This is a genomic window from Erwinia sp. 009765445 (genome assembly GCF_058137865.1).
In genome coordinates, this window is record NZ_JBYUWC010000004.1 from 245,876 (window position 1) to 265,554 (window position 19,679).

Genomic DNA, 19,679 nt, shown 5'->3' on the forward strand with positions numbered 1-19,679 from the left:
GTTGCGGGAGCCGGATTTGAACCGACGACCTTCGGGTTATGAGCCCGACGAGCTACCAGGCTGCTCCATCCCGCGTCTGTGGAAGCGCACTATACGCTGAGTGAGTTTGGTTGCAACCCCTTTCTGCGATAAAGTTGTGAAAATAGCGCTTACTGCTCAATTCTTCCTCATATGCCGTAATGTTGCGCCTGTACTGGCGATCTTTACCTTCAGCACGTTTAAATCTCCCGGTGGCTTTGCTATCTTCGGCCTGCAATTACGCAGAGAGGTGGCACCGTAATGAAAGGACGTTGGGCGAAGTATGTAATAACCGGGGTGTTTATCGCCCTGCTGGCGGGATGTTCCTCAAAACCGACCGATCGTGGCCAGCAGTATAAGGATGGCAAGCTGGATCAGCCGCTGGGGCTGGTGAATCAGCCCAATGCCAAAGGGCGTCCGGTTAACGGCAAAGATTTTGCCGACCAGGTGTCGGAAATCCAGTACGCCTCGCCCGCTATGTTCACCCGGCAGACCACCACTTACAGTGCGATTAAAAGCTGGCTGATGGCCGGTGGTGATACCCGCCAGCTACGCCAGTTCGGTCTGGACGCTTACCAGATGGAAGGGACCGACAACTACGGCAACGTGCAGTTTACCGGCTACTATACGCCCGTGATCGAAGCCCGCGACACCCGCCAGGGTGAGTTCCAGTATCCTTTATACCGAATGCCACCTCGCGGTAAGCGTCGTCTGCCAAGCCGCGCGGAAATCTACAGCGGTGCGCTGGGTGAGCGCTATGTTGTGGGCTACAGCAACTCTCTGATGGATAACTTCATTATGGACGTGCAGGGTAGCGGCTATGTCGATTACGGCGACGGTCGCCCGCTGATGTTCTTTGGCTATGGTGGTAAAAATGGCCATGCCTATCGCAGCATTGGTAAAGTGCTGATCGACCGCGGTGAAGTGAAGCGCGAAGACATGTCGATGCAGGCCATTCGCCAGTGGGGTGAAGAGCACAGCCCGGCAGAAGTGCGTGAGCTGCTGGAACAGAACCCCTCCTTTGTGTTCTTTAAACCCGAGAATTTTGCGCCGGTTCGTGGCGCCAGCGCCGTGCCGTTGATTGCCAAAGCCTCGGTCGCTGCCGATCGTTCGCTGATCCCGCCGGGCACCGCACTGCTGGCTGAAGTGCCGTTACTGGACAATAAAGGTAAATTTACCGGAAAATATGAGATGCGCATGATGGTTTCGCTCGACGTGGGCGGCGCTATTAAAGGGCAGCATTTTGATATCTACCAGGGCATTGGCCCGGATGCCGGTCATATGGCGGGCTGGTTCAATCATTATGGCCGCGTATGGGTGCTGAAAACGGCTCCTGGCGCAGGCACGCCGCTCTTCTCTTCTGCACAAAACAGCACTGGCGACCAGGATCTGTTAACGCAAAAATAACTGCCTGCAGCGGGCTGCGGAGCCAGCCCGCTGCAGAATTCTGAGGTAAAGCATGACTTCTCTCTCTGACGCCTGGCTGCAACGCTTTGGCGGTACGGCCCGCCTCTATGGGCAACCAGCCCTGCAGCTTTTCGCTGAGGCGCATATCTGCGTGGTTGGCATTGGCGGCGTGGGTTCGTGGGCGGCGGAAGCGCTGGCTCGCACCGGTATCGGGGCGATAACCCTGATCGATATGGACGATGTCTGTGTGACGAATACCAACCGGCAAATCCACGCGCTGAAAGAGACGGTAGGGCAGGCGAAGACCGAAGTGATGGCCGGGCGTATTCTGGCGATCAATCCCGAGTGCAAGGTGACCTGCGTGGATGATTTTATTACCGCAGACAATACGGCGGAACTGATGAGCGCCGGTTTCAATTACGTGATAGATGCTATCGACAGCGTTCGGCCAAAAGCGGCGCTGCTGGCCTGGTGCCGCCGCAATAAGATCCCGCTGGTGACAACCGGTGGCGCAGGCGGGCAAATCGATCCCACCCAGATTCAGGTGGCCGATTTGGCGAAAACGATTCAGGATCCGCTGGCTGCTAAGCTGCGCGAGCGCCTGAAGCACGATTTCAACATTGTGAAAAACAGCAAAGGGAAGCTGGGGATCGACTGCGTATTTTCTACCGAAGCGCTGATGTACCCTCAGCCGGATGGATCGGTCTGTGCTTCCCGTAGCACGGCGGAGGGACCTAAGCGAATGGACTGTGCTTCAGGTTTTGGTGCGGCGACCATGGTCACCGCCACCTTCGGCTTTGTTGCCGTTTCGCACGTGTTAAAAAAAATGATGGCTAAAGCGGCCCGCGGCTAATCGGCCCGGCAGGTTAAACTGTCATTTCTGCGCGGCCAGCTCGCCTGACAAATTGATTCATCGTTACCGTCTAGCCCGCCCGTCAGGCAGACTTACTCACCATTTGACTGCCTGGCCGCTTGCATCACCGCTTCTGCCAGCGCTGTCAGACCGGCGCTGCGTGACGCGCTGAGTTGATTACGCAGCCCCAGGTCGTCAAACAAGGCCAGCGGATCCTGTTGCAACAGCGCGGCGGGCTGCTGACCTTCTGCTGCCGTCAGCAGTACTGCCAGCAATCCCCGCACGATGCGGCCTTCACTGTCGCCATAGAAATGCAGGCTGCCATCGGCCAGATGCTGATGTCCCAGCCAGACGCGGTTCTCACAGCCACTCAGCTCAATCTCTGCCGTTTTCAGCTCTTCTGGCAGGGCAGGAAGCTGTTTGCCCATTATGATTAACTGACGATAGCGGTCTTCCCATTGTGTGAAGACCGAAAATTTTTGTTTCAGGCCGTCGGCAGTAATCAGGTCGCCAAACGGATGGGGAGCAAGTAAAGAAGTCATAGTCAGTTTGCCAGCAGGTCCAGGGCGGTGGTCATACTGCTGACCAGCGCTTCAACATCGTTAAGCGTATTATAGGGCGCAAATGAGGCGCGCAAAGTCCCGCTGACGCCAAGTGCCTGTAACAGTGGCTGAGCACAGTGCTGACCGGCCCGCAGCGAGATACCACTTTCTGCCAGCAGCGTGACCACATCACTGTGATGCACGCCAACAATATCAAACGACAGCAGGCAGGAACGGCTGGCGCGAAAGCTGCGGAAACCGGGCAGGGCGGAGAGACGCTCTTCGGCCAGATCGGCCAGCCCGCAGCTCCAGCTCTCCGCCTGAGCCAGGTTCAGCTCTGCCAGCCAGGTCAGTGCCGCACTGAGGCCAATCACACCGGCCACGTTAGGTGTACCCGCCTCAAAGCGCCACGGCACCGGTTGCGGTGTGAACCCCTCAAAAGTCACTGTTGACAGCATTTTGCCGCCGCCCTGCCACGGCTGCATCTCTTCCAGCAGCTCAGGTTTGCCATACAGCGCGCCAATGCCCATCGGGCCATACAGTTTGTGGGCAGAGAAGGCATAAAAATCAATGTCCAGCGCCTGCACATCCGCTGGTGCGTGAACCACACCCTGCGCACCGTCGATCATCACCTTTGCACCTGACTGATGGGCCAGCGTAATGGCTTGTCTCAGGTCCGGGCAGCCGCCGGTGACGTTGGACATCTGCCCCAGCGCCAGTAACCGGGTGCGTGAAGTGAGTAGTTGCCCAAGCAGGGCAATATCCGGCAGCAGGTCTTCGCCCAGCGGCCATTTGATCACTTTCGCGCCGGTCTGTTCCGCCACCATCAGCCACGGCACCAGGTTAGCATGGTGCTCGGCCTCACTGACGATGATCTCATCCCCGGGCTGCAGGCGGGGGCGGAAATAGCCCTGAGCGACGAAGTTTATTGCCTCGGTCGTGCCTTTAGTCCAGACAATACTGTCGGCAGCAGGGGCGTTTAACAAAAGGGCGACCTGACTGCGGGCGTCCTCATAGCGTTCGGTCAACTCCTTTGCTGCGGCAAACTGGCTGCGGTGCACAGTACCGGCGCTCAGGCTGTAAAATTGTTGGGTTGCCTGGATCACCGCCTCTGGCTTCAGCGTGGTGGCCGCGCTGTCGAGATAGATGCCGGCATCGGCCAGAGCAGGGAACTGCTGGCGAAACTGAGCGGGGGTGAATGACGTCATACTCTCCTCGATGCGAATGATGGATTGGTGCGGTTCTTTACAGGACCACTCTGAATTACTGGCACTTTCCTGGCAATGTTGGAAAAGCGAGTTATCCTGAATTATGCAAGGTTTAAACTATTACCCGCAAATAAGCGACCTTCAGACAGGCAATTTACTCGTTTTTCGCCTTCTGGTCGTGGCTGGCGGGTGGTTTATCGCATTACTATCTGCAAGGAGAAATAAAGATGAAAAAATTCGCTGCTATTATGGCCGCCTGTGCCATGACTTTTGCTCTGGCCGCCTGTTCCAGCAACTATGTGATGCATACCAATGATGGCCGGACTATCGTCGCCGAAGGCAAACCTGTTGTCGATACGGATACAGGAATGATCAGCTACCAGGATGCCAACGGCAACAAACAGCAGATTAATCGCTCTGACGTGAAAGAAATGGTCGAAATGGGCCAGTAAGTTTCAGGCAAAAAAAAGCACCGCAATTTGCGGTGCTACTAATATCACTATGGACAGACAGGGTAAATCTTCAGGAATACTACGGTAGACAGGCTACCTGGTCCGAAAATCGTCAGACCAATTGCAAACACAACATCACGACCAAAAGCCAAAAGCCTTTCAAAACCCCGCGTAAACGCTTAAATTTCAAACTGCTTTTCGTTCCGGCTCAGGAAGTGCGGCAACTATAGGTATTTGCTGGTGCATCCTCAACGGACAAATTATAATGGCTCGGATAAAAAAAACTAATACGTAAAGCTTCGTCAAAAGCGGTGCGTCCCGATGTCATTACTCAGTCTCCGGTAACCATGTCTAAACGTCTTCCTCCTTTAAATGCGCTGCGTGTTTTTGATGCAGCCGCGCGTCATCTCAGCTTTACCAAAGCCGCGGAAGAGTTGTTCGTCACCCAGGCTGCGGTCAGCCATCAAATCAAGTCACTGGAGGATTTCCTGGGCCTGAAGCTGTTCCGGCGGCGAAACCGATCGCTGCTGCTGACCGAAGAGGGGCAGAGCTATTATCTCGATATTAAAGAGATTTTTACCGCACTGAACGAGGCAACCCGCAAACTTCAGGCACGCAGTGCCAAGGGTGCGCTGACCGTCAGTCTGCTGCCCAGCTTTGCCATTCAGTGGCTGGTTCCCCGTCTCTCAAGCTTTAACTCAGCTTATCCGGGAATCGACGTGCGTATTCAGGCGGTAGACCGGGATGAAGAGAAACTGGCCGACGACGTGGACGTGGCGATTTTCTACGGACGTGGTAACTGGCCGGGTCTGAGGGTGGAAAAACTTTACGCGGAGTATTTGCTGCCTGTTTGCTCGCCGTTGTTGCTGACCGGTGATAACCCTCTGAAGACGCCGGAAGATCTCGCCCGCAATACGTTGCTGCATGATGCCTCCCGCCGTGACTGGCAGTCTTATACCCGGCAGCTGGGCGTGGCCCATATTAATGTGCAACACGGACCAATCTTCAGCCACAGCGCCATGGTGTTGCAGGCAGCAATTCATGGTCAGGGGGTGGCGCTGGCCAATAACGTGATGGCGCAAACGGAGATTGAAGCCGGACGGCTGGCCTGCCCGTTTAATGATGTTTTAGTCAGTAAAAATGCTTTTTATCTGGTTTGTCATGACAGTCAGGCAGAACTGGGTAAAATAGCCGCCTTCCGCCAGTGGATCCTGGCGAAAGCGGCCAGCGAACAGGAAAAGTTTCGCTTCCGTTATGAGAGCTGAACTGTGATTTCGTCATGCGTGGCCCAGGCGGCGCATGCACTCCTTGAGGATGATTGAATGTCTAGTCGTGCAATGCTGATTTTTTCAGCCATCAGCGGATTTGTTTATGTCATGCTGGGCGCTTTTGGCGCGCATGTTCTGAGTCAGTCGCTGGGAGCGACTGAAATGGCCTGGCTGAAAACCGGCCTGGAGTATCAGGGCTTCCACACTCTGGCAATCCTCGGCCTGGCGGCGGCGATGCTGCGCCGGGCTAATATCTGGTTTTACTGGAGCAGCGCGTTTCTGGCGCTGGGCACGGTGTTATTCAGCGGCAGTCTGTACTGCCTGGCGCTGTCCCATCTGAAGCTGTGGGTTTATGTTACGCCGATTGGGGGCACCTGCTTCCTGGTGGGCTGGATTTTGATGTTGGTTGGCGCGCTGCGTCTGAAAAAAAAGGCAGAACGCCATGAATAAAGTTTTACTCTACTGCCGCCAGGGTTTTGAGAAAGAGTGTGCGGCGGAGATCACTGCGAAAGCTGCAGCCCGCAATGTGTTTGGCTTTGCGCGGGTTAAGGAGAGTTCCGGCTACGTACTGTTTGAGTGCTATCAGCCGGAAGAGGCGGAGAAACTGGTGAGTGAACTGACGTTCAGCGAGCTGATTTTCTCCCGCCAGATGATCGTAGTGGGAGAACTGCTGCGTGACCTGCAGCCGGAAGATCGGGTGGCTCCGGTAACCGGTATGCTGACAGGTGTGGTGGAGAAGGGCGGCGAACTGCGTGTTGAGGTTCCCGACACTAACGAAAGTAAAGAGTTGCTGAAATTCTGCCGGAAGTTCACTGTGCCGCTGCGTGCCAGCCTTCGCGCCGCCGGGGTGTTGCTGAATTACGAGAGTAACAAGCGCCCGGTGGTACACGTGTTCTTTATTGCGCCGGGCCACTGTTACGTCGGCTATTCCCTGCCGCAGAACAACTCGCCGTTCTTTATGGGCATTCCACGCCTGAAGTTCCCGTCTGATGCACCAAGCCGTTCGACGCTGAAGCTGGAAGAGGCGTTTCACGTCTTTATTCCTGCGGATGAGTGGGATGAGCGTCTGGCAAGCGGTATGTACGCGGTGGATTTGGGTGCCTGTCCGGGCGGCTGGACGTATCAGTTAGTCAAACGCAGCATGATGGTCCACGCCATTGATAATGGCCCGATGGCACCGAGCCTGATGGATACCGGGCAGGTTTTCCATCACAGGGAAGACGGCTTCAGGTATCATCCGACGCGCAGTAATATCTACTGGCTGGTGTGCGATATGGTGGAGAAGCCGGTGCGGGTAGCGAACCTGATGGCGGACTGGCTGGTGAATGGCTGGTGCCGCGAGGCGATCTTCAACCTGAAGCTGCCAATGAAAAAACGCTATGAAGAGGTTTCGCAAAATTTGGCGATGATTGATGAGAGGCTGAAAGCGAACGGCATTAATGCCCAGATTCAGGCTCGCCAACTGTACCACGATCGCGAAGAAGTCACGGTGCATATCCGTCGCCTCTGGGGCGCGACCCCGGGTCGTCGCGACGAGCGATAACCTGCGCGATTTATCATGCTAAAAGGCTCCGTTTCGGAGCCTTTTTTACAGGTCTTGCCACTGACGCTTACAGGAGGCTACTTTCAACTTTCGCCACAAAAGCGTGGCTGATGATTATTTAACCCAGGCAGAGAGTCATATGTTTCTTCCAGTGACACGTGGCGTCCCCGACCAATAGTTTCTCCCTGCACCAGCCCGTATTACCCACTTATTTCTGCAGCCGCAGCTCCTTCAGATTTCCTTCCATTGCCAGATCGGTTTTCAGGGTGGCAACCTGTCGGCAGACCTCAGCCATCTCCCTGTGCTGCTCCAGTTTTTTCCGCCACTTCTCCGCGACTGCGGGCAGGTTCTGATAGATCCCTTCCAGCGTGCCGAACTCCTGCAGCAACTGTGCTGCACTTTTGGCACCGATACCCGCCACGCCGGGGATCTTACTGCTGCCGATCCCGGCCAGTCCCCAATAATCCGGGAGTTGGCCAGGCGTTACGCCGAACTCCTTGCTGATAAACGGCACGTCCAGCCAGCGCTTCTGAAAGTAGTCGCGGATCAGAATATTGGGTGCCAGCAGCTGGCAGTACCCCTTGTCGGTGGAGACGATAGTGGCCTGGTGGCCGCTGGCTGCAACCTTCGCCGCCAGCGTGGCCGCCAGATCGTCAGCTTCTTCTCCGGCAGCATGCCAGCAGGGAACGCCTGCTGCGGCAAAGGCCTCGCGCAGCCGCTGCATCTCCTCTTTCAGCGTATCCGGCATCGGCGAGCGTCCCGCTTTATAGTCCGGCAGCAGCTGGTGACGCCAGCCCTGGTGGCGGTCATCATCATCAAACACGGCGACTGCATGGGTCGGCTGGCTGTGCAGGATCAGCTGCGTGAGCGCATGGACGCAGGCTTCCTGGCACGGTGAACCCTGAACCGCATGGATACGACGAATCAGATTCAGGGCGTCAACAATCAATAAATGAATAGTCATAGTCAGGCACGAAGGGGAGCGGCATGGCTGCCGCTCCGGAGAAGATTACTTGATGATTTCGTAGCAGGGGATGTAGGCCGTTCCCGGCAGCTTCATACGGTGCTGGGCAACAAATCCCTGTAACAAATCGTCCATGCGGCGCATCATTTCCGGATCGCCATGCAGCTTATATGGGCCTTTCTCTTTAATGGCCCGCACGCCAACATCCTTCACGTTACCGGCCACGATGCCGGAGAATGCCCGGCGCAGGGCTGCCGCAAGCTGCTCGGCTGGCTGATCTGGATAGAGGTTCAGGTTCGCCATATTTTCATGCGTCGGCACGAACGGCACCTGCAGATCCGGCGCGATGCGGATAGCCCAGTTAAAGCTGTAGGCATCGCCAGTTTCACGACGGTGCTCTTTCACTTTTGGCATCGCTTTTTTCATCAGCCGGGCCACTTCAGGCGCATCATCAATAATGATGGTGTAGTGCTGGCGGGCGGCTTCACCCAGCGTGCTGACGATAAATTCGTCCATCACGCGGAAGTAGTCTGCGCTCTCTTTTGGTCCAGTCAGTATCAGCGGCAGGATCTGATCCTGGTTGCGCGGATTCATCAAAATACCCAGCAGATAGAGCAGCTCTTCCGCTGTTCCCACCCCGCCCGGGAAGATGATGATGCCGTGGGCGATACGCACAAATGCCTCAAGACGCTTCTCAATGTCCGGCATGATGATCAGCTCATTGACCAGTGGGTTCGGCGGCTCAGCGGCGATAATCGAAGGCTCAGTCAGACCAATAAAGCGGCCTTCTTTATAACGCTGCTGCGCATGACCCACTGCCGCACCTTTCATGGGTGCTTCCATCACCCCTGGCCCGCAACCGGTACAGATGTTCAGCTCGCGCAGGCCCAGTTGTGAACCGACGTTACGGCAATACTGATATTCAACGGCATTAATCGAGTGCCCGCCCCAGCACACCACGGTGTTCGGCTCTTCGCCAACATGCAGTGCCCGCGCGTTACGCAGGATGGAAAACACCAGGTTGGTGATATGCACTGAGTCATCAATGTTCAGATGCTGGAAGCGGTCGGCGCTGTCGATCTGACCGTTAACGAACAGAATGTCACGCAAAACGGCAAACAGGTTAGCCTGCAGCGAGCGGATAATGCGGCCATCGACAAAGGCCTCATCCGGTGGATTCAACAACTCCAGCTTTACGCCGCGCTCGCGACGCAGCACGTTGATGTCGAAATCTTCAAAACGGGACAACAGCTCATGACTGCTGTCGGTCTGGCTGCCGGAGTTCAGTACGGCAAGAGAACAGTTGCGGAAGAGTTGGTAAAGGTCGCTGCTGGCCGTCCGTTTCAGCATGTCGACTTCCAGTTGGGACAGCAAATCCATTGAGCCTAACGGGCTGATTTGGGTAATCAAATTAACTCCTTTACACCCATCCGGGTGGTGATCGCTCCCGACGGGTAGCCAGACTGGCACCTCGTCGTGGAGAGGGAATGTCCCTGGGCGGGGGAAACCGTTCGCCCACCTTCAGAGTAGCTTTGTCCGCGGGGGTTTAACAATAGCGTGCTGCCTGGTTATGCGTAACGTTACGCAAAAAGAGAGCAAATTACTGGCGAACCAGGCGGGAAAGCCCTGGTTTAAACTCGCCGCTGCTGCGCCACGGATTGATATCCAGCCCGCCGCGGCGGGTATAACGGGCGTAAACGCTCAGGCTTTCAGGCTGACAGAAGCGCAGAATATCGTTGAAAATGCGCTCGACGCACTGCTCATGGAATTCGTTATGGTGACGGAAAGAGACCAGGTAGCGCAGCAGCGCTTCACGCTGAATACGTGGCCCGCGATAGCTGATCTGCACCGAGCCCCAGTCAGGCTGGTTGGTGATCAGACAGTTAGATTTCAGCAGATGGCTGACCAGCTGCTCTTCCACCACTTCAGCCTGCGTGGACTGCTGCAGATAGTCGGTGCTGAACTGGTAGCTATCGATTTCGATATCCTGCTCATCAATACAGTAGCCGCTGAAGTGACCGATGGGCTGGCCTTCCACTTCCTGCAGGCGGAACAGCGCCACGTTCACTTCTCCCTGCGCACAGGCGCTTAGATCCCGCTCCAGCGTGGCGCGCACTTCGCCCCAGTCCGCAAAACGGGTCTGATTAAAGCTGTTAAGGTAGAGTTTGAAGCTTTTGGATTCGATCAGATTGATGCTGTCGGCGTTCAGGGTCACTTCACCGACGGCCACCTGCGGCAGCCCTTTGGCATTCAGCCAGGACAATTCGTACAGCGTCCAGATATCCGTGCCGTGAAAGGGTAAACTTTCCGGGAAAAGACCCAGCGGCTCGCGATTCATACTGCGCGGCACGGCCTGCAGCAAAGAGGGCTGGTAGATATCGTGGTATTCTGTTGGTTTTCCCAGGGGCAGACCGCTGAGCGCCTGATGTGGATCCTTTAAAGACATGGTTTTACCTTAATCGTTTCCCAATATGGGCTTAGCCTTAGTGTAACCCAGGCAGCAGAGAGTGAAAAAAGAATGATTGAAGAGACTTCCCGCGCACTGACTGAATTTACCCGCCAATATTGTGAGGTCTGGCAGCAGAAGAGCGGCCATGCGCCAGCCAGCAGCGAGCTGTATGGCGTGCCTTCTCCCTGCGTGCAGCATACGGGGGACGATGAAGTGTTCTGGCTGCCACAGCCGTTTACCCTTGCGCAAAATCTGGAGGCCGTTGAGCGGGCACTGGATCTGCGCATCCAGCCCTCCGTGGTGGCCTGGTACACTTCACAGTTCGCGGGAGATATGGCTGCCAGCATCAATGGACAATCCTGTACTTTACTGCAGACCTGGAGTGAGGAAGATTTTGTTCGTGTGCAGGAAAACCTGATTGGTCACCTGGTGATGAAGCGCCGTCTTAAGCACTCTCCGACGCTGTTTATCGCCACCACGGACTCTGAACTGGAAGTGATCTCGGTCTGTAATCTGAATGGGGAAGTGGTGCTGGAACAGCTCGGTACCCTGAAGCGGACCGTGCTGGCTGGCGATCTGGCAACATTTCTCTTATCCGTCACCTTTTAATGGAGTAAATGCGGAAAAGGGCTGGCACCGTTGTGAGACATCTCTTACATAACCTGTAAGAGATCGCTTTTATAAGTACAGAGTATTCCTGGGGTTATTTGCGAAAAGTATTGTAAATCATGATGTTGATAAAAACAGGATTTATAAAAACCCCTTCCTGATCAAAAAAGAGCTGTGAGCCATATTGTTTGCTTATGACAATCGGGCAAAATAGCACTCATCGGAAAGGATGCTGTGGCTTAAGGATTGAGTCAGGACACATCTGGAAGATGCTGCAGGGAAAGTCTTCAGGACGAAGATAAAGGGAACATCTCAGGAAGAGTTAAGGGACACCTCCAGGACGGAGAATGTGAGCTGCCAGAATAGGCAGCGAGCCAGGATGCTAAGGGACTATCACCACAGATGGTGAAATTGTAGGGAACACTTTAGGGACATAGTTATCAAGGATGAGCAGGGAGCATTAATGTAGCTGGATGGCTGCGAACGAACCGGGAGCACTGTTATTACAGTGCTCCCTTTTTTTCGTCCATACTTTTACCTCTCCCGCGCGTGAATGCTATGCTTGCGGCCCTTTTATTAAACTCTTTGACCGACAGGAGAGCGCTGATGAGCCGTGAACAGCTGGTTCGGGAACGCTTACAGGCGATCCAGCAAATATTACAAGACGCGGGGCTGTGGCAATCCTGCGCACCGAATTCTGAGGCTTTTGGGAGCCAGGAGCCTTTTTGCGTGGATACCATGATGCCGGTACAGTGGCTGCAGTGGGTGCTACTGCCGCGCATGCAGGCAATGCTGGATGCCGGTGCTGCCCTGCCGATCAAACTGGCCGTGGCACCTTATTATGAAATGGCGCTGGAAGGGGAGATCCCCGCCCGTGCCACACTCCTGCACGCCCTGAACGAGCTGGATCAGCTTTTTGAGCATGACGCCTGATGCTGGAGATTATTTATCAGGATCAATGGCTGGTGGCCGTGAATAAACCTGCGGGTTGGCTGGTTCACCGCAGCTGGCTGGACCGGCATGAAAAAGTTTTTGTCATGCAGACGGTGCGCGATCAGATTGGCCAGCATGTTTTCACCGTTCACCGGTTGGATCGCCCGACCTCAGGCGTTTTGCTGATGGCCCTGTCCCGCGAGGTTGCCCGCCAGCTGTCAGAACAGTTTGAGCAGTACCAGCTGCAGAAAACTTACCATGCTGTGGTCAGGGGCTGGCTTGAAGGCGAGGAAACCCTCGACTATGCCCTGACCGAAGAGCTGGACAAGATTGCCGATAAATTCGCTAATCCTGAAAAAGCCCCGCAGCCAGCGGTGACCCATTGGCGTGGGTTGGCAACCGCCGAACTGCCGGTACCGGTCAGCCGTTACGAGACCTCACGTTATTCGCTGGTGGAGCTGAAACCCCAGAGCGGCCGCAAACACCAGCTGCGTCGCCATATGACCCATCTGCGTCACCCGATTATTGGCGACACCGCGCATGGTGATTTGCGCCAGAACCGCAGCGCCGCGCAGAACTTTGGCATGAACCGTCTGATGCTGCATGCCAGTGAGCTGCAGCTGACCCATCCCGTTACCGGGGAAGCACTGCTGCTGCGGGCCGGGCTGGATAAGGCCTGGCAGGGAATAATGGCGCCTTTCGGCTGGCAGACGTGTCTCCCTCATCTTCCGGGGGTTGAGTTTGACCCGGCTTACCCTCAGGATAGTGCCTCAGAATAAGCGCCCGGAAAGGAGAAAAGCATGGCTCAGGTAGGCATTTTTGTTGGCACGGTTTACGGTAACGCGCTGTTGGTCGCTGAGGAAGCGGAGCCTCTGCTGGCCGATCAGGGGCATCAGGTCAAGATTTTTGAAGACCCGACGCTGGAAGAGTGGCAGCGCTACAGCGAAGGTGTGGCGCTGGTTATCACCTCCACCACCGGGCAGGGCGATCTGCCTGACAGCATCGTGCCGCTGTTCCACGCCATCAAAGATAAGCTGGGACACCAGCCCACGCTGCGCTATGGCGTGATTGCGCTGGGCGACAGCAGCTACGATGATTTTTGTGGAGGCGGTAAACAGTTTGATGCGCTGCTGCAGGAGCATGCGGCTCAGCGTGTGGGTGAGGTGCTGATGGTGGATGCAACTGAAAATCCGGAGCCGGAAGAGATTACCTCTCCGTGGGTTGACCAGTGGGCGAAACAGCTCGGCTGATGTTTGTCGCCCCGGCTTCCGCTGCCAGGGCGTCTTATCGGTCAGGTCACCGGTGCCGGGTTAAACACCGACAGCGCATTGTGAATCCCCCAGCGGTCAGACCAGGTCTCCTTGCGGTCGCTGGCAATATCCAGAATCAGCTCAAACAGTCTCCAGCCCACCTGCTCGATAGTTTCCTCTCCGGTGGCAATAGTCCCTGCATTGATGTCCATCAAATCATGCCATCTGTCAGCCAGAGCGGTGCGGGTCGCCATTTTGATCACCGGGATGGCTGCCAGTCCGTAAGGCGTGCCCCGTCCGGTAGTAAATACCTGCAGGGTGATGCCGGAAGCCATCTGCTGAGTCCCGCAGACAAAGTCACTGGCCGGAGTGGCGGCATAAATCAGCCCGCGCTTTGTCGGGCGCTGCCCTGGTGACAGGACTTCCATAATGGCGCTGCGGCCAGATTTGGCAATCGACCCCAGCGCTTTTTCCACCACGTTCGCCAGTCCGCCTTTTTTATTACCGGGGGAGGGGTTGGCGCTGCGATCGGTCTGCCCCATATTGAGGTAGTCGTCATACCAGGCCATCTCTTCCAGCAGCCGCTCTCCCACCTCTCTACTGACTACCCGTGGTGTGAGCAAATGCACCGCATCGCGCACTTCAGTGACTTCAGAAAACATCACCGTCGCGCCGCAGCGCACCAGTAAATCGGAAGCAAAGCCCACCGCCGGGTTCGCCGTCACGCCGGAAAAAGCGTCGCTGCCGCCGCACTGCATGCCGACAATCAGCTCAGAGGCGGGGACTGTTTCACGTGTGCGCTGATTCAGGCGCTGCAAATGACGTTCGGCGACCTGCAGGATATCGTTGACCATTGACTCGAAGCCGACGTGTTTTTCATCCTGCAGCCGCACGACATCTTCTTCACCCAGCGATATCGCCTGGACATCCGGCGTTCCTTCCAGCAGGCGCTCTGGCTGCAGCTTCTCGCACCCCAGGCCGACAATCATCACTTCGCCACCAAAGTTGGCGTTCAGCGCCAGATTATGGATGGTGCGGATTGGCACCACGGCCGCCGGGGCATTAATCGCCACGCCGCAGCCATAGAGATGGTTCAGCGCCACTACGCCGTCAACGTTCGGATAACGGGGCAGCAACTGGCGCTCAATAATCTGCACCACATAATCCACCACACCCGCCACGCAGTGCACGCTGGTGGTGATGCCGAGCAGATTTTTCGTGCCCACGCTGCCGTCCGCATTGCGATAACCCTCGAAGGTGTAGCCTTCAAGCGGGGGCAGTGCAGGGGGAATGTTGCTGGCGAGTGGCAGGGTGCCCAGAGCAGGCGCTTCCGGCAGCACCACCAGAGATTCATCAATCCAGCTTCCACGGGCAATATCGCGCACCGCATAGCCGATGATCTCACCGTAACGAACAATATTGCCGCCTTTAACAATATCGCTCAGTGCCACTTTATGGCCCTGGGGAATATGTTCTTTTAACACCAGCCCGCAGGAAAATTCAGTGCCTGCCGTCAGGCCATTATTATTCACCACAATGGCAACGTTATCGTTTTCATTTACCCGAATATAAAGGGGCGGATCGTTTCTTGATATGTTCATTGCTCGACAAGTCCTGACTTAAGAGTGTAGGGGACGTTTTTCTCTCTCTGATAAACGTAGGGTGACTTGCCAACGTTTCGACCTGATTCTGCTGCTCACAGTATAAAAGTGCTGTCGGGCAAAAACATTGTGCAGATGTCTGACATATTCCTGCAACAGCGCCCCTATTTTCTGGCGTAATACCAGTTATCAGTGAGAACGCTCACAAAGGACAGGGAGATGCCTCCAGAGTGTGACCGGCTCCGCAGATTGCCAGTGTTCCGTGAACCAGCCCGCAGGATATTGTGCAACTGCCATAACAATGCCTGATTTAAAGCATTTTCCCAGGGCGTTTTCCCGATGTATTCCCCTGCTGCCATTCCTATACTTTTTGACGACCATGAAGAGTGATTGCCACGCTGGCTGTTTCTGCTAATAAAAATTTAATCGCTGTGTTTAATCCAACATCATTCTGATACCCAACGCGATGTGTATGCAGTTTAGAGTGAGTTTGCCCTGGCTTAATTTCAGGAGTGCATCATGAATTCAATCAGCAGTACTGCGAGCGCGGTACAAAAAAGAACAAATGCTCGCTACTGGATAGTGGTGATGCTGTTTATCGTCACCTCTTTCAATTACGGCGACCGGGCAACGATTGCCATTGCCGGTTCCGCCATGTCGAAGGATATCGGTCTGGATCCGGTCGGTCTGGGCTATATCTTCTCAGCGTTCTCCTGGGCCTATGTTATCGGACAGATCCCCGGTGGCTGGCTGCTGGACCGCTTTGGATCCCGCCGCGTCTACTTCTGGAGTATTTTCCTCTGGTCGCTGTTTACCTTGCTACAGGGCTTTGTCGATCTGTTCAACGGTTTCACCGTTATCGCCGTGCTGTTTATGCTGCGCTTTATGGTCGGCCTGGCGGAAGCGCCCTCCTTCCCGGGTAACAGCCGGATTGTGGCGGCCTGGTTCCCGGCTCAGGAACGTGGCACCGCGGTGGCTATTTTTAACTCCGCACAGTACTTCGCCACGGTGATTTTTGCCCCGATCATGGGCTGGCTGGTTTCTGCCGTGGGCTGGGCGCATGTGTTCTGGTTTATGGGGGGACTGGGGATCATCCTCAGTTTCATCTGGCTGAAAGTGATCCGTGACCCGAACGATCACCCCGGCGTGAACAAAGCTGAACTGGAGTACATGGAGCAGGGCGGTGCGCTGATCAACATGGATCAGAAGAAAGAAGATCGCAAAGTCAGCTGGGCTGAAAAAATGTACCAGATCAGGCAACTGGTCGGGTCGAGGATGATGATCGGTATCTATCTCGGTCAGTACTGCATTAACGCCTTAACCTACTTCTTTATCACCTGGTTCCCGGTCTATCTGGTTCAGGCGCGCGGCATGTCGATTCTGAAAGCCGGGATGGTAGCCTCGATCCCTGCCATCTGTGGTTTCCTCGGTGGTGTGCTCGGCGGGATTATCTCTGACTGGCTGATGCGCAAAACCGGCTCGCTGAACATCGCGCGTAAAACGCCAATCGTGCTGGGGATGCTGCTGTCGATCTCTATGGTGGTGTGCAATTACGTCGATACCGAATGGGTGGTGGTGTTCTTTATGGCACTGGCGTTCTTCGGCAAGGGCATTGGTGCGCTGGGCTGGGCGGTGATGGCAGATACTGCGCCGAAAGAGATCAGTGGCCTCAGCGGCGGCCTGTTCAATATGTTTGGCAACATCTCGGGCATCATCACACCTATCGCTATTGGCTACATTATCGCCACCACCGGCTCGTATAACGGTGCACTGATCTACGTTGGCATCCACGCCTTGGTCGCGGTGCTGAGCTATCTGGTGCTGGTACAGGACATCAAACGTATCGAGCTGAAACACCTGTAAGGACGAGTTATGAACACGCAAAGCAGTCCTGTTATCACTGATATGAAAGTCATCCCGGTTGCGGGCCATGACAGCATGCTACTCAATATCGGCGGCGCTCATGGTGCCTACTTCACCCGCAATATTGTGGTGCTGACCGACAGTGCAGGCAATACCGGTGTGGGTGAAGCGCCGGGCGGCGAAACCATCTGGCAGACGCTGGTTGATGCCATCCCGCAGGTAAAAGGCAGGGAAGTGGCGCGGATGAACAGCCTGGTGCAGCAGGTACACCGCGGCAATCAGTCGGCGGATTTCGATACCTTCGGCAAAGGAGCCTGGACCTTTGAGCTGCGGGTTAATGCGGTGGCGGCGCTGGAAGCGGCGCTGCTGGATTTGCTGGGCAAGTGCCTGAATGTTCCGGTAGCCGAGCTGCTGGGGCCGGGTAAACAGCGTGATGAAGTGACGGTGCTCGGTTACCTGTTCTATATCGGCGATCGGGAGAAGACCGATCTGCCCTATCTGAACGGCGAACACGCTGCGCATGACTGGTATCACCTGCGCCATCAAAAGGCGATGGACAGTGCGGCCGTGGTGCGGCTGGCCGAGGCGGCGCAGGACAAATACGGCTTCAAAGACTTCAAGCTGAAAGGCGGCGTGCTGCCCGGCGAGCAGGAGATTGAGGCGGTGAAGGCGATGAAAAAACGCTTTCCCGATGCGCGGATCACCGTCGACCCCAACGGGGCCTGGCATCTGGATGAAGCGATTGCTCTGTGCAAAGACATGCAGGGCATCCTGACCTATGCCGAAGATCCTTGCGGCGCAGAGCAGGGCTATTCCGGTCGTGAAGTGATGGCCGAGTTCAAGCGCGCCACCGGCCTGCCGGTCGCCACCAATATGATTGCCACCAACTGGCGCGAGATGAATCACGCTGTGATGCTCAACTCGGTGGACATCCCGCTGGCAGACCCGCATTTCTGGACGCTGAGCGGCGCGGTGCGCGTGGCCCAGCTTTGTGATGACTGGGGGCTGACCTGGGGCTGTCACTCCAATAACCACTTTGATATTTCACTGGCGATGTTCACCCATGTGGGTGCCGCCGCGCCGGGTAAACCCACAGCGATTGATACCCACTGGATCTGGCAGGAGGGCGACCAGCGCCTGACCAGAGAACCCCTGCAGATCCGCAACGGCAAAATCGCCGTGCCGGATGCACCAGGGCTGGGTGTTGAACTGGACTGGGCGCAGATTGAGAAAGCCCATGCGCTGTATAAAACGCTGGCCGGTGGTTCGCGCAATGACGCCACCGCGATGCAGTATCTGATCCCAGGCTGGACATTCGATCGCAAGCGCCCGGTTTTTGGACGCTGAACCCTGACAGGCAGAAGGAAAACGTTATGAGTCAAGCTACAGCCACGCCGCTGATCACCGAAATGCAGGTGATCCCGGTGGCCGGTCACGACAGCATGCTGCTGAACCTCAGTGGTGCCCATGCGCCATTTTTCACCCGCAATATCGTCATTATCAAAGACAATTCGGGTCATACCGGCGTGGGCGAAATCCCCGGCGGAGAGAAAATCCGTAAGACGCTGGAAGAAGCTGCGGCGTTGCTGACCGGCCACTCAATTGGTGAATATAAAAACCTGCTCAGCAACGTGCGTAATACTTTTGCTGACCGTGATGCAGGCGGGCGTGGAACACAGACCTTTGATTTGCGCACCACCATCCACGTGGTGACCGGGATTGAAGCTGCGCTGCTGGATCTGCTGGGGCAGCATCTGGGTGTCAACGTGGCTTCACTGCTCGGCGACGGACAGCAGCGCGATTGCGTTGAGATGCTCGGTTACCTGTTCTACGTCGGCGACCGTCGCAAAACCTCCCTGCCGTATCAGAGCCAGCCGGATGACAGCTGTGACTGGTATCGCCTGCGCCATGAAGAGGCGCTGACGCCGGAAACGGTGGTCAGACTGGCCGAAGCGGCTTACGAAAAATATGGCTTCAACGACTTCAAACTGAAAGGCGGCGTGCTGGCCGGTAGCGAAGAAGGAGAGGCCGTGACGGCGCTGGCAAAACGTTTCCCGGAGGCGCGCATCACGCTGGATCCTAACGGGGCATGGTCGCTTAACGAGGCGATTGAGCTGGGTAAACAGCTGACCGGCGTGCTGGCCTATGCGGAAGATCCCTGTGGCGCAGAGCAGGGCTATTCCGGGCGGGAGGTGATGGCCGAGTTCCGCCGTGCCACAGGGCTGCCGACCGCCACCAATATGATCGCCACCGACTGGCGGCAGATGGGTCATACTCTCTCTTTGCAGTCCGTCGATATTCCGCTGGCGGACCCGCACTTCTGGACGATGCAGGGCTCCGTTCGCGTGGCGCAAATGTGCCACGACTTTGGCCTCACCTGGGGTTCTCACTCCAATAACCATTTCGATATTTCCCTGGCAATGTTTACCCACGTTGCCGCCGCTGCGCCAGGCAAAATCACTGCAATTGATACCCACTGGATCTGGCAGGAAGGCAATCAGCGCCTGACCCGCCAGCCATTGCAGATCAAAGGCGGCCGCATACAGGTTCCTCAGAAGCCGGGGCTGGGCGTGGAGCTGGATATGGATCAGGTGATGAAAGCGCATCAGCTGTATCTGCAACACGGGCTGGGGGCGCGCGACGACGCGCAGGCGATGCAGTTCCTGGTACCAAACTGGACCTTCGACAATAAACGCCCTTGTCTGGTGCGCTAACTTTT

At 56.0% G+C, this 19,679-nt stretch carries 19 protein-coding genes and 1 tRNA gene; 13 read left to right on the forward strand and 7 right to left on the reverse strand.

Annotated features, from left to right (window positions below; genetic code table 11):
* Position 1: 1 nt before the first annotated feature.
* A tRNA-Met gene (locus AC3Y5R_RS05900) sits at positions 2-75 on the reverse strand.
* Positions 76-279: 204 nt separating this feature from the next.
* Between AC3Y5R_RS05900 and mltA the strand changes: the two genes are divergently transcribed.
* Entirely contained in the window at positions 280-1,425 is a 1,146-nt protein-coding gene (gene mltA / locus AC3Y5R_RS05905; RefSeq protein ID WP_489920548.1) for a murein transglycosylase A, read from the forward strand.
* A 52-nt stretch (positions 1,426-1,477) separates the two neighbouring features.
* Positions 1,478-2,278 carry a tRNA cyclic N6-threonylcarbamoyladenosine(37) synthase TcdA gene (gene tcdA, locus AC3Y5R_RS05910; RefSeq protein WP_489920549.1) on the forward strand — a complete coding sequence of 267 codons (801 nt, stop codon included), beginning with the start codon at positions 1,478-1,480 and terminating at the stop codon, positions 2,276-2,278.
* Between the two features lie 92 nt (positions 2,279-2,370).
* On the opposite strand, the gene csdE is transcribed toward tcdA, so the two are convergent.
* Positions 2,371-2,820 carry a cysteine desulfurase sulfur acceptor subunit CsdE gene (gene csdE / locus AC3Y5R_RS05915; protein ID WP_489920550.1) on the reverse strand — a complete coding sequence of 150 codons (450 nt, stop codon included), beginning with the start codon at positions 2,818-2,820 and terminating at the stop codon, positions 2,371-2,373.
* 2 nt (positions 2,821-2,822) lie between these two features.
* Positions 2,823-4,028, reverse strand: a complete 1,206-nt coding sequence (gene csdA / locus AC3Y5R_RS05920; protein WP_489920551.1) for a cysteine desulfurase CsdA — start codon at positions 4,026-4,028, stop codon at positions 2,823-2,825.
* Between the two features lie 227 nt (positions 4,029-4,255).
* Between csdA and AC3Y5R_RS05925 the strand changes: the two genes are divergently transcribed.
* The 4 genes from AC3Y5R_RS05925 (at position 4,256) to rlmM (ending at position 7,291) form a co-directional block, all read left to right on the forward strand.
* A complete protein-coding gene (locus tag AC3Y5R_RS05925) occupies positions 4,256-4,480 on the forward strand; it encodes a YgdI/YgdR family lipoprotein (protein ID WP_489920552.1) in 225 nt (74 codons plus the stop codon).
* A gap of 347 nt (positions 4,481-4,827) precedes the next feature.
* Complete coding sequence (locus tag AC3Y5R_RS05930; RefSeq protein ID WP_489920553.1) at positions 4,828-5,745, forward strand: transcriptional regulator GcvA; 918 nt, start codon at positions 4,828-4,830, stop codon at positions 5,743-5,745.
* Between the two features lie 57 nt (positions 5,746-5,802).
* Entirely contained in the window at positions 5,803-6,198 is a 396-nt protein-coding gene (locus tag AC3Y5R_RS05935; RefSeq protein ID WP_489920554.1) for a DUF423 domain-containing protein, read from the forward strand.
* On the forward strand, positions 6,191-7,291 hold the full coding sequence (gene rlmM / locus AC3Y5R_RS05940; RefSeq protein ID WP_489920555.1) for a 23S rRNA (cytidine(2498)-2'-O)-methyltransferase RlmM: 1,101 nt from the start codon (positions 6,191-6,193) through the stop codon (positions 7,289-7,291). The genes AC3Y5R_RS05935 and rlmM overlap by 8 nt, the downstream gene beginning before the upstream one ends.
* Before the next feature lie 208 nt (positions 7,292-7,499).
* Here the strand turns inward: rlmM and xni are convergent, their stop codons facing one another.
* The 3 genes from xni to queF all read right to left on the reverse strand — a co-directional run bounded on the left by xni (position 7,500) and on the right by queF (position 10,701).
* Positions 7,500-8,255 (reverse strand): flap endonuclease Xni, encoded by a 756-nt coding sequence (gene xni, locus AC3Y5R_RS05945; protein WP_489920556.1) that lies wholly within the window; start codon positions 8,253-8,255, stop codon positions 7,500-7,502.
* 45 nt (positions 8,256-8,300) lie between these two features.
* Entirely contained in the window at positions 8,301-9,665 is a 1,365-nt protein-coding gene (gene ppnN, locus AC3Y5R_RS05950; protein ID WP_158784012.1) for a nucleotide 5'-monophosphate nucleosidase PpnN, read from the reverse strand.
* Positions 9,666-9,855: 190 nt separating this feature from the next.
* On the reverse strand, positions 9,856-10,701 hold the full coding sequence (queF, locus tag AC3Y5R_RS05955; RefSeq protein WP_489920557.1) for an NADPH-dependent 7-cyano-7-deazaguanine reductase QueF: 846 nt from the start codon (positions 10,699-10,701) through the stop codon (positions 9,856-9,858).
* Between the two features lie 72 nt (positions 10,702-10,773).
* Here queF and syd point away from each other — a divergent pair, with 72 nt between their 5' ends.
* From syd to AC3Y5R_RS05975, 4 genes are all read left to right on the forward strand, one after another.
* Positions 10,774-11,313, forward strand: coding sequence for a SecY-interacting protein (syd, locus tag AC3Y5R_RS05960; RefSeq protein ID WP_489920558.1), 540 nt, complete (start codon positions 10,774-10,776; stop codon positions 11,311-11,313).
* 606 nt (positions 11,314-11,919) lie between these two features.
* The gene (locus AC3Y5R_RS05965; RefSeq protein WP_489920559.1) at positions 11,920-12,246 is read left to right on the forward strand and encodes a YqcC family protein; all 327 of its coding nucleotides are present in this window, start codon (positions 11,920-11,922) and stop codon (positions 12,244-12,246) included.
* The gene (gene truC / locus AC3Y5R_RS05970) at positions 12,246-13,025 is read left to right on the forward strand and encodes a tRNA pseudouridine(65) synthase TruC (protein WP_489920560.1); all 780 of its coding nucleotides are present in this window, start codon (positions 12,246-12,248) and stop codon (positions 13,023-13,025) included. Before AC3Y5R_RS05965 ends, truC begins: the two co-directional genes overlap by 1 nt.
* A gap of 21 nt (positions 13,026-13,046) precedes the next feature.
* Positions 13,047-13,496, forward strand: a complete 450-nt coding sequence (locus AC3Y5R_RS05975) for a flavodoxin (RefSeq protein ID WP_489920561.1) — start codon at positions 13,047-13,049, stop codon at positions 13,494-13,496.
* Positions 13,497-13,537: 41 nt separating this feature from the next.
* Here AC3Y5R_RS05975 and garD read toward each other — a convergent pair whose 3' ends face one another.
* Positions 13,538-15,097, reverse strand: coding sequence for a galactarate dehydratase (gene garD / locus AC3Y5R_RS05980; protein ID WP_489920562.1), 1,560 nt, complete (start codon positions 15,095-15,097; stop codon positions 13,538-13,540).
* Between the two features lie 519 nt (positions 15,098-15,616).
* Between garD and AC3Y5R_RS05985 the strand changes: the two genes are divergently transcribed.
* From AC3Y5R_RS05985 to gudD, 3 genes are read left to right on the forward strand one after another with little or no spacing between them, the layout of a single operon-like run.
* Positions 15,617-16,960 (forward strand): MFS transporter, encoded by a 1,344-nt coding sequence (locus AC3Y5R_RS05985; protein ID WP_489920563.1) that lies wholly within the window; start codon positions 15,617-15,619, stop codon positions 16,958-16,960.
* Between the two features lie 9 nt (positions 16,961-16,969).
* Complete coding sequence (locus tag AC3Y5R_RS05990) at positions 16,970-18,307, forward strand: enolase C-terminal domain-like protein (protein ID WP_489920564.1); 1,338 nt, start codon at positions 16,970-16,972, stop codon at positions 18,305-18,307.
* Between the two features lie 26 nt (positions 18,308-18,333).
* On the forward strand, positions 18,334-19,674 hold the full coding sequence (gene gudD, locus AC3Y5R_RS05995; protein WP_489920565.1) for a glucarate dehydratase: 1,341 nt from the start codon (positions 18,334-18,336) through the stop codon (positions 19,672-19,674).
* Positions 19,675-19,679: the final 5 nt, after the last annotated feature.

Coding starts and splice junctions, on each gene's coding strand:
- csdE (WP_489920550.1), bottom strand. CDS start 2,820: ATGACTTCTTTACTTGCTCCCCATCCGTTTGGCGACCTGATTACTGCC.
- rlmM (WP_489920555.1), top strand. CDS start 6,191: ATGAATAAAGTTTTACTCTACTGCCGCCAGGGTTTTGAGAAAGAGTGT.
- xni (WP_489920556.1), bottom strand. CDS start 8,255: ATGACTATTCATTTATTGATTGTTGACGCCCTGAATCTGATTCGTCGT.
- AC3Y5R_RS05975 (WP_489920561.1), top strand. CDS start 13,047: ATGGCTCAGGTAGGCATTTTTGTTGGCACGGTTTACGGTAACGCGCTG.
- mltA (WP_489920548.1), top strand. CDS start 280: ATGAAAGGACGTTGGGCGAAGTATGTAATAACCGGGGTGTTTATCGCC.
- AC3Y5R_RS05925 (WP_489920552.1), top strand. CDS start 4,256: ATGAAAAAATTCGCTGCTATTATGGCCGCCTGTGCCATGACTTTTGCT.
- gudD (WP_489920565.1), top strand. CDS start 18,334: ATGAGTCAAGCTACAGCCACGCCGCTGATCACCGAAATGCAGGTGATC.
- AC3Y5R_RS05990 (WP_489920564.1), top strand. CDS start 16,970: ATGAACACGCAAAGCAGTCCTGTTATCACTGATATGAAAGTCATCCCG.
- AC3Y5R_RS05935 (WP_489920554.1), top strand. CDS start 5,803: ATGTCTAGTCGTGCAATGCTGATTTTTTCAGCCATCAGCGGATTTGTT.
- truC (WP_489920560.1), top strand. CDS start 12,246: ATGCTGGAGATTATTTATCAGGATCAATGGCTGGTGGCCGTGAATAAA.
- queF (WP_489920557.1), bottom strand. CDS start 10,701: ATGTCTTTAAAGGATCCACATCAGGCGCTCAGCGGTCTGCCCCTGGGA.
- garD (WP_489920562.1), bottom strand. CDS start 15,097: ATGAACATATCAAGAAACGATCCGCCCCTTTATATTCGGGTAAATGAA.
- AC3Y5R_RS05930 (WP_489920553.1), top strand. CDS start 4,828: ATGTCTAAACGTCTTCCTCCTTTAAATGCGCTGCGTGTTTTTGATGCA.
- AC3Y5R_RS05965 (WP_489920559.1), top strand. CDS start 11,920: ATGAGCCGTGAACAGCTGGTTCGGGAACGCTTACAGGCGATCCAGCAA.
- AC3Y5R_RS05985 (WP_489920563.1), top strand. CDS start 15,617: ATGAATTCAATCAGCAGTACTGCGAGCGCGGTACAAAAAAGAACAAAT.
- syd (WP_489920558.1), top strand. CDS start 10,774: ATGATTGAAGAGACTTCCCGCGCACTGACTGAATTTACCCGCCAATAT.
- tcdA (WP_489920549.1), top strand. CDS start 1,478: ATGACTTCTCTCTCTGACGCCTGGCTGCAACGCTTTGGCGGTACGGCC.
- csdA (WP_489920551.1), bottom strand. CDS start 4,028: ATGACGTCATTCACCCCCGCTCAGTTTCGCCAGCAGTTCCCTGCTCTG.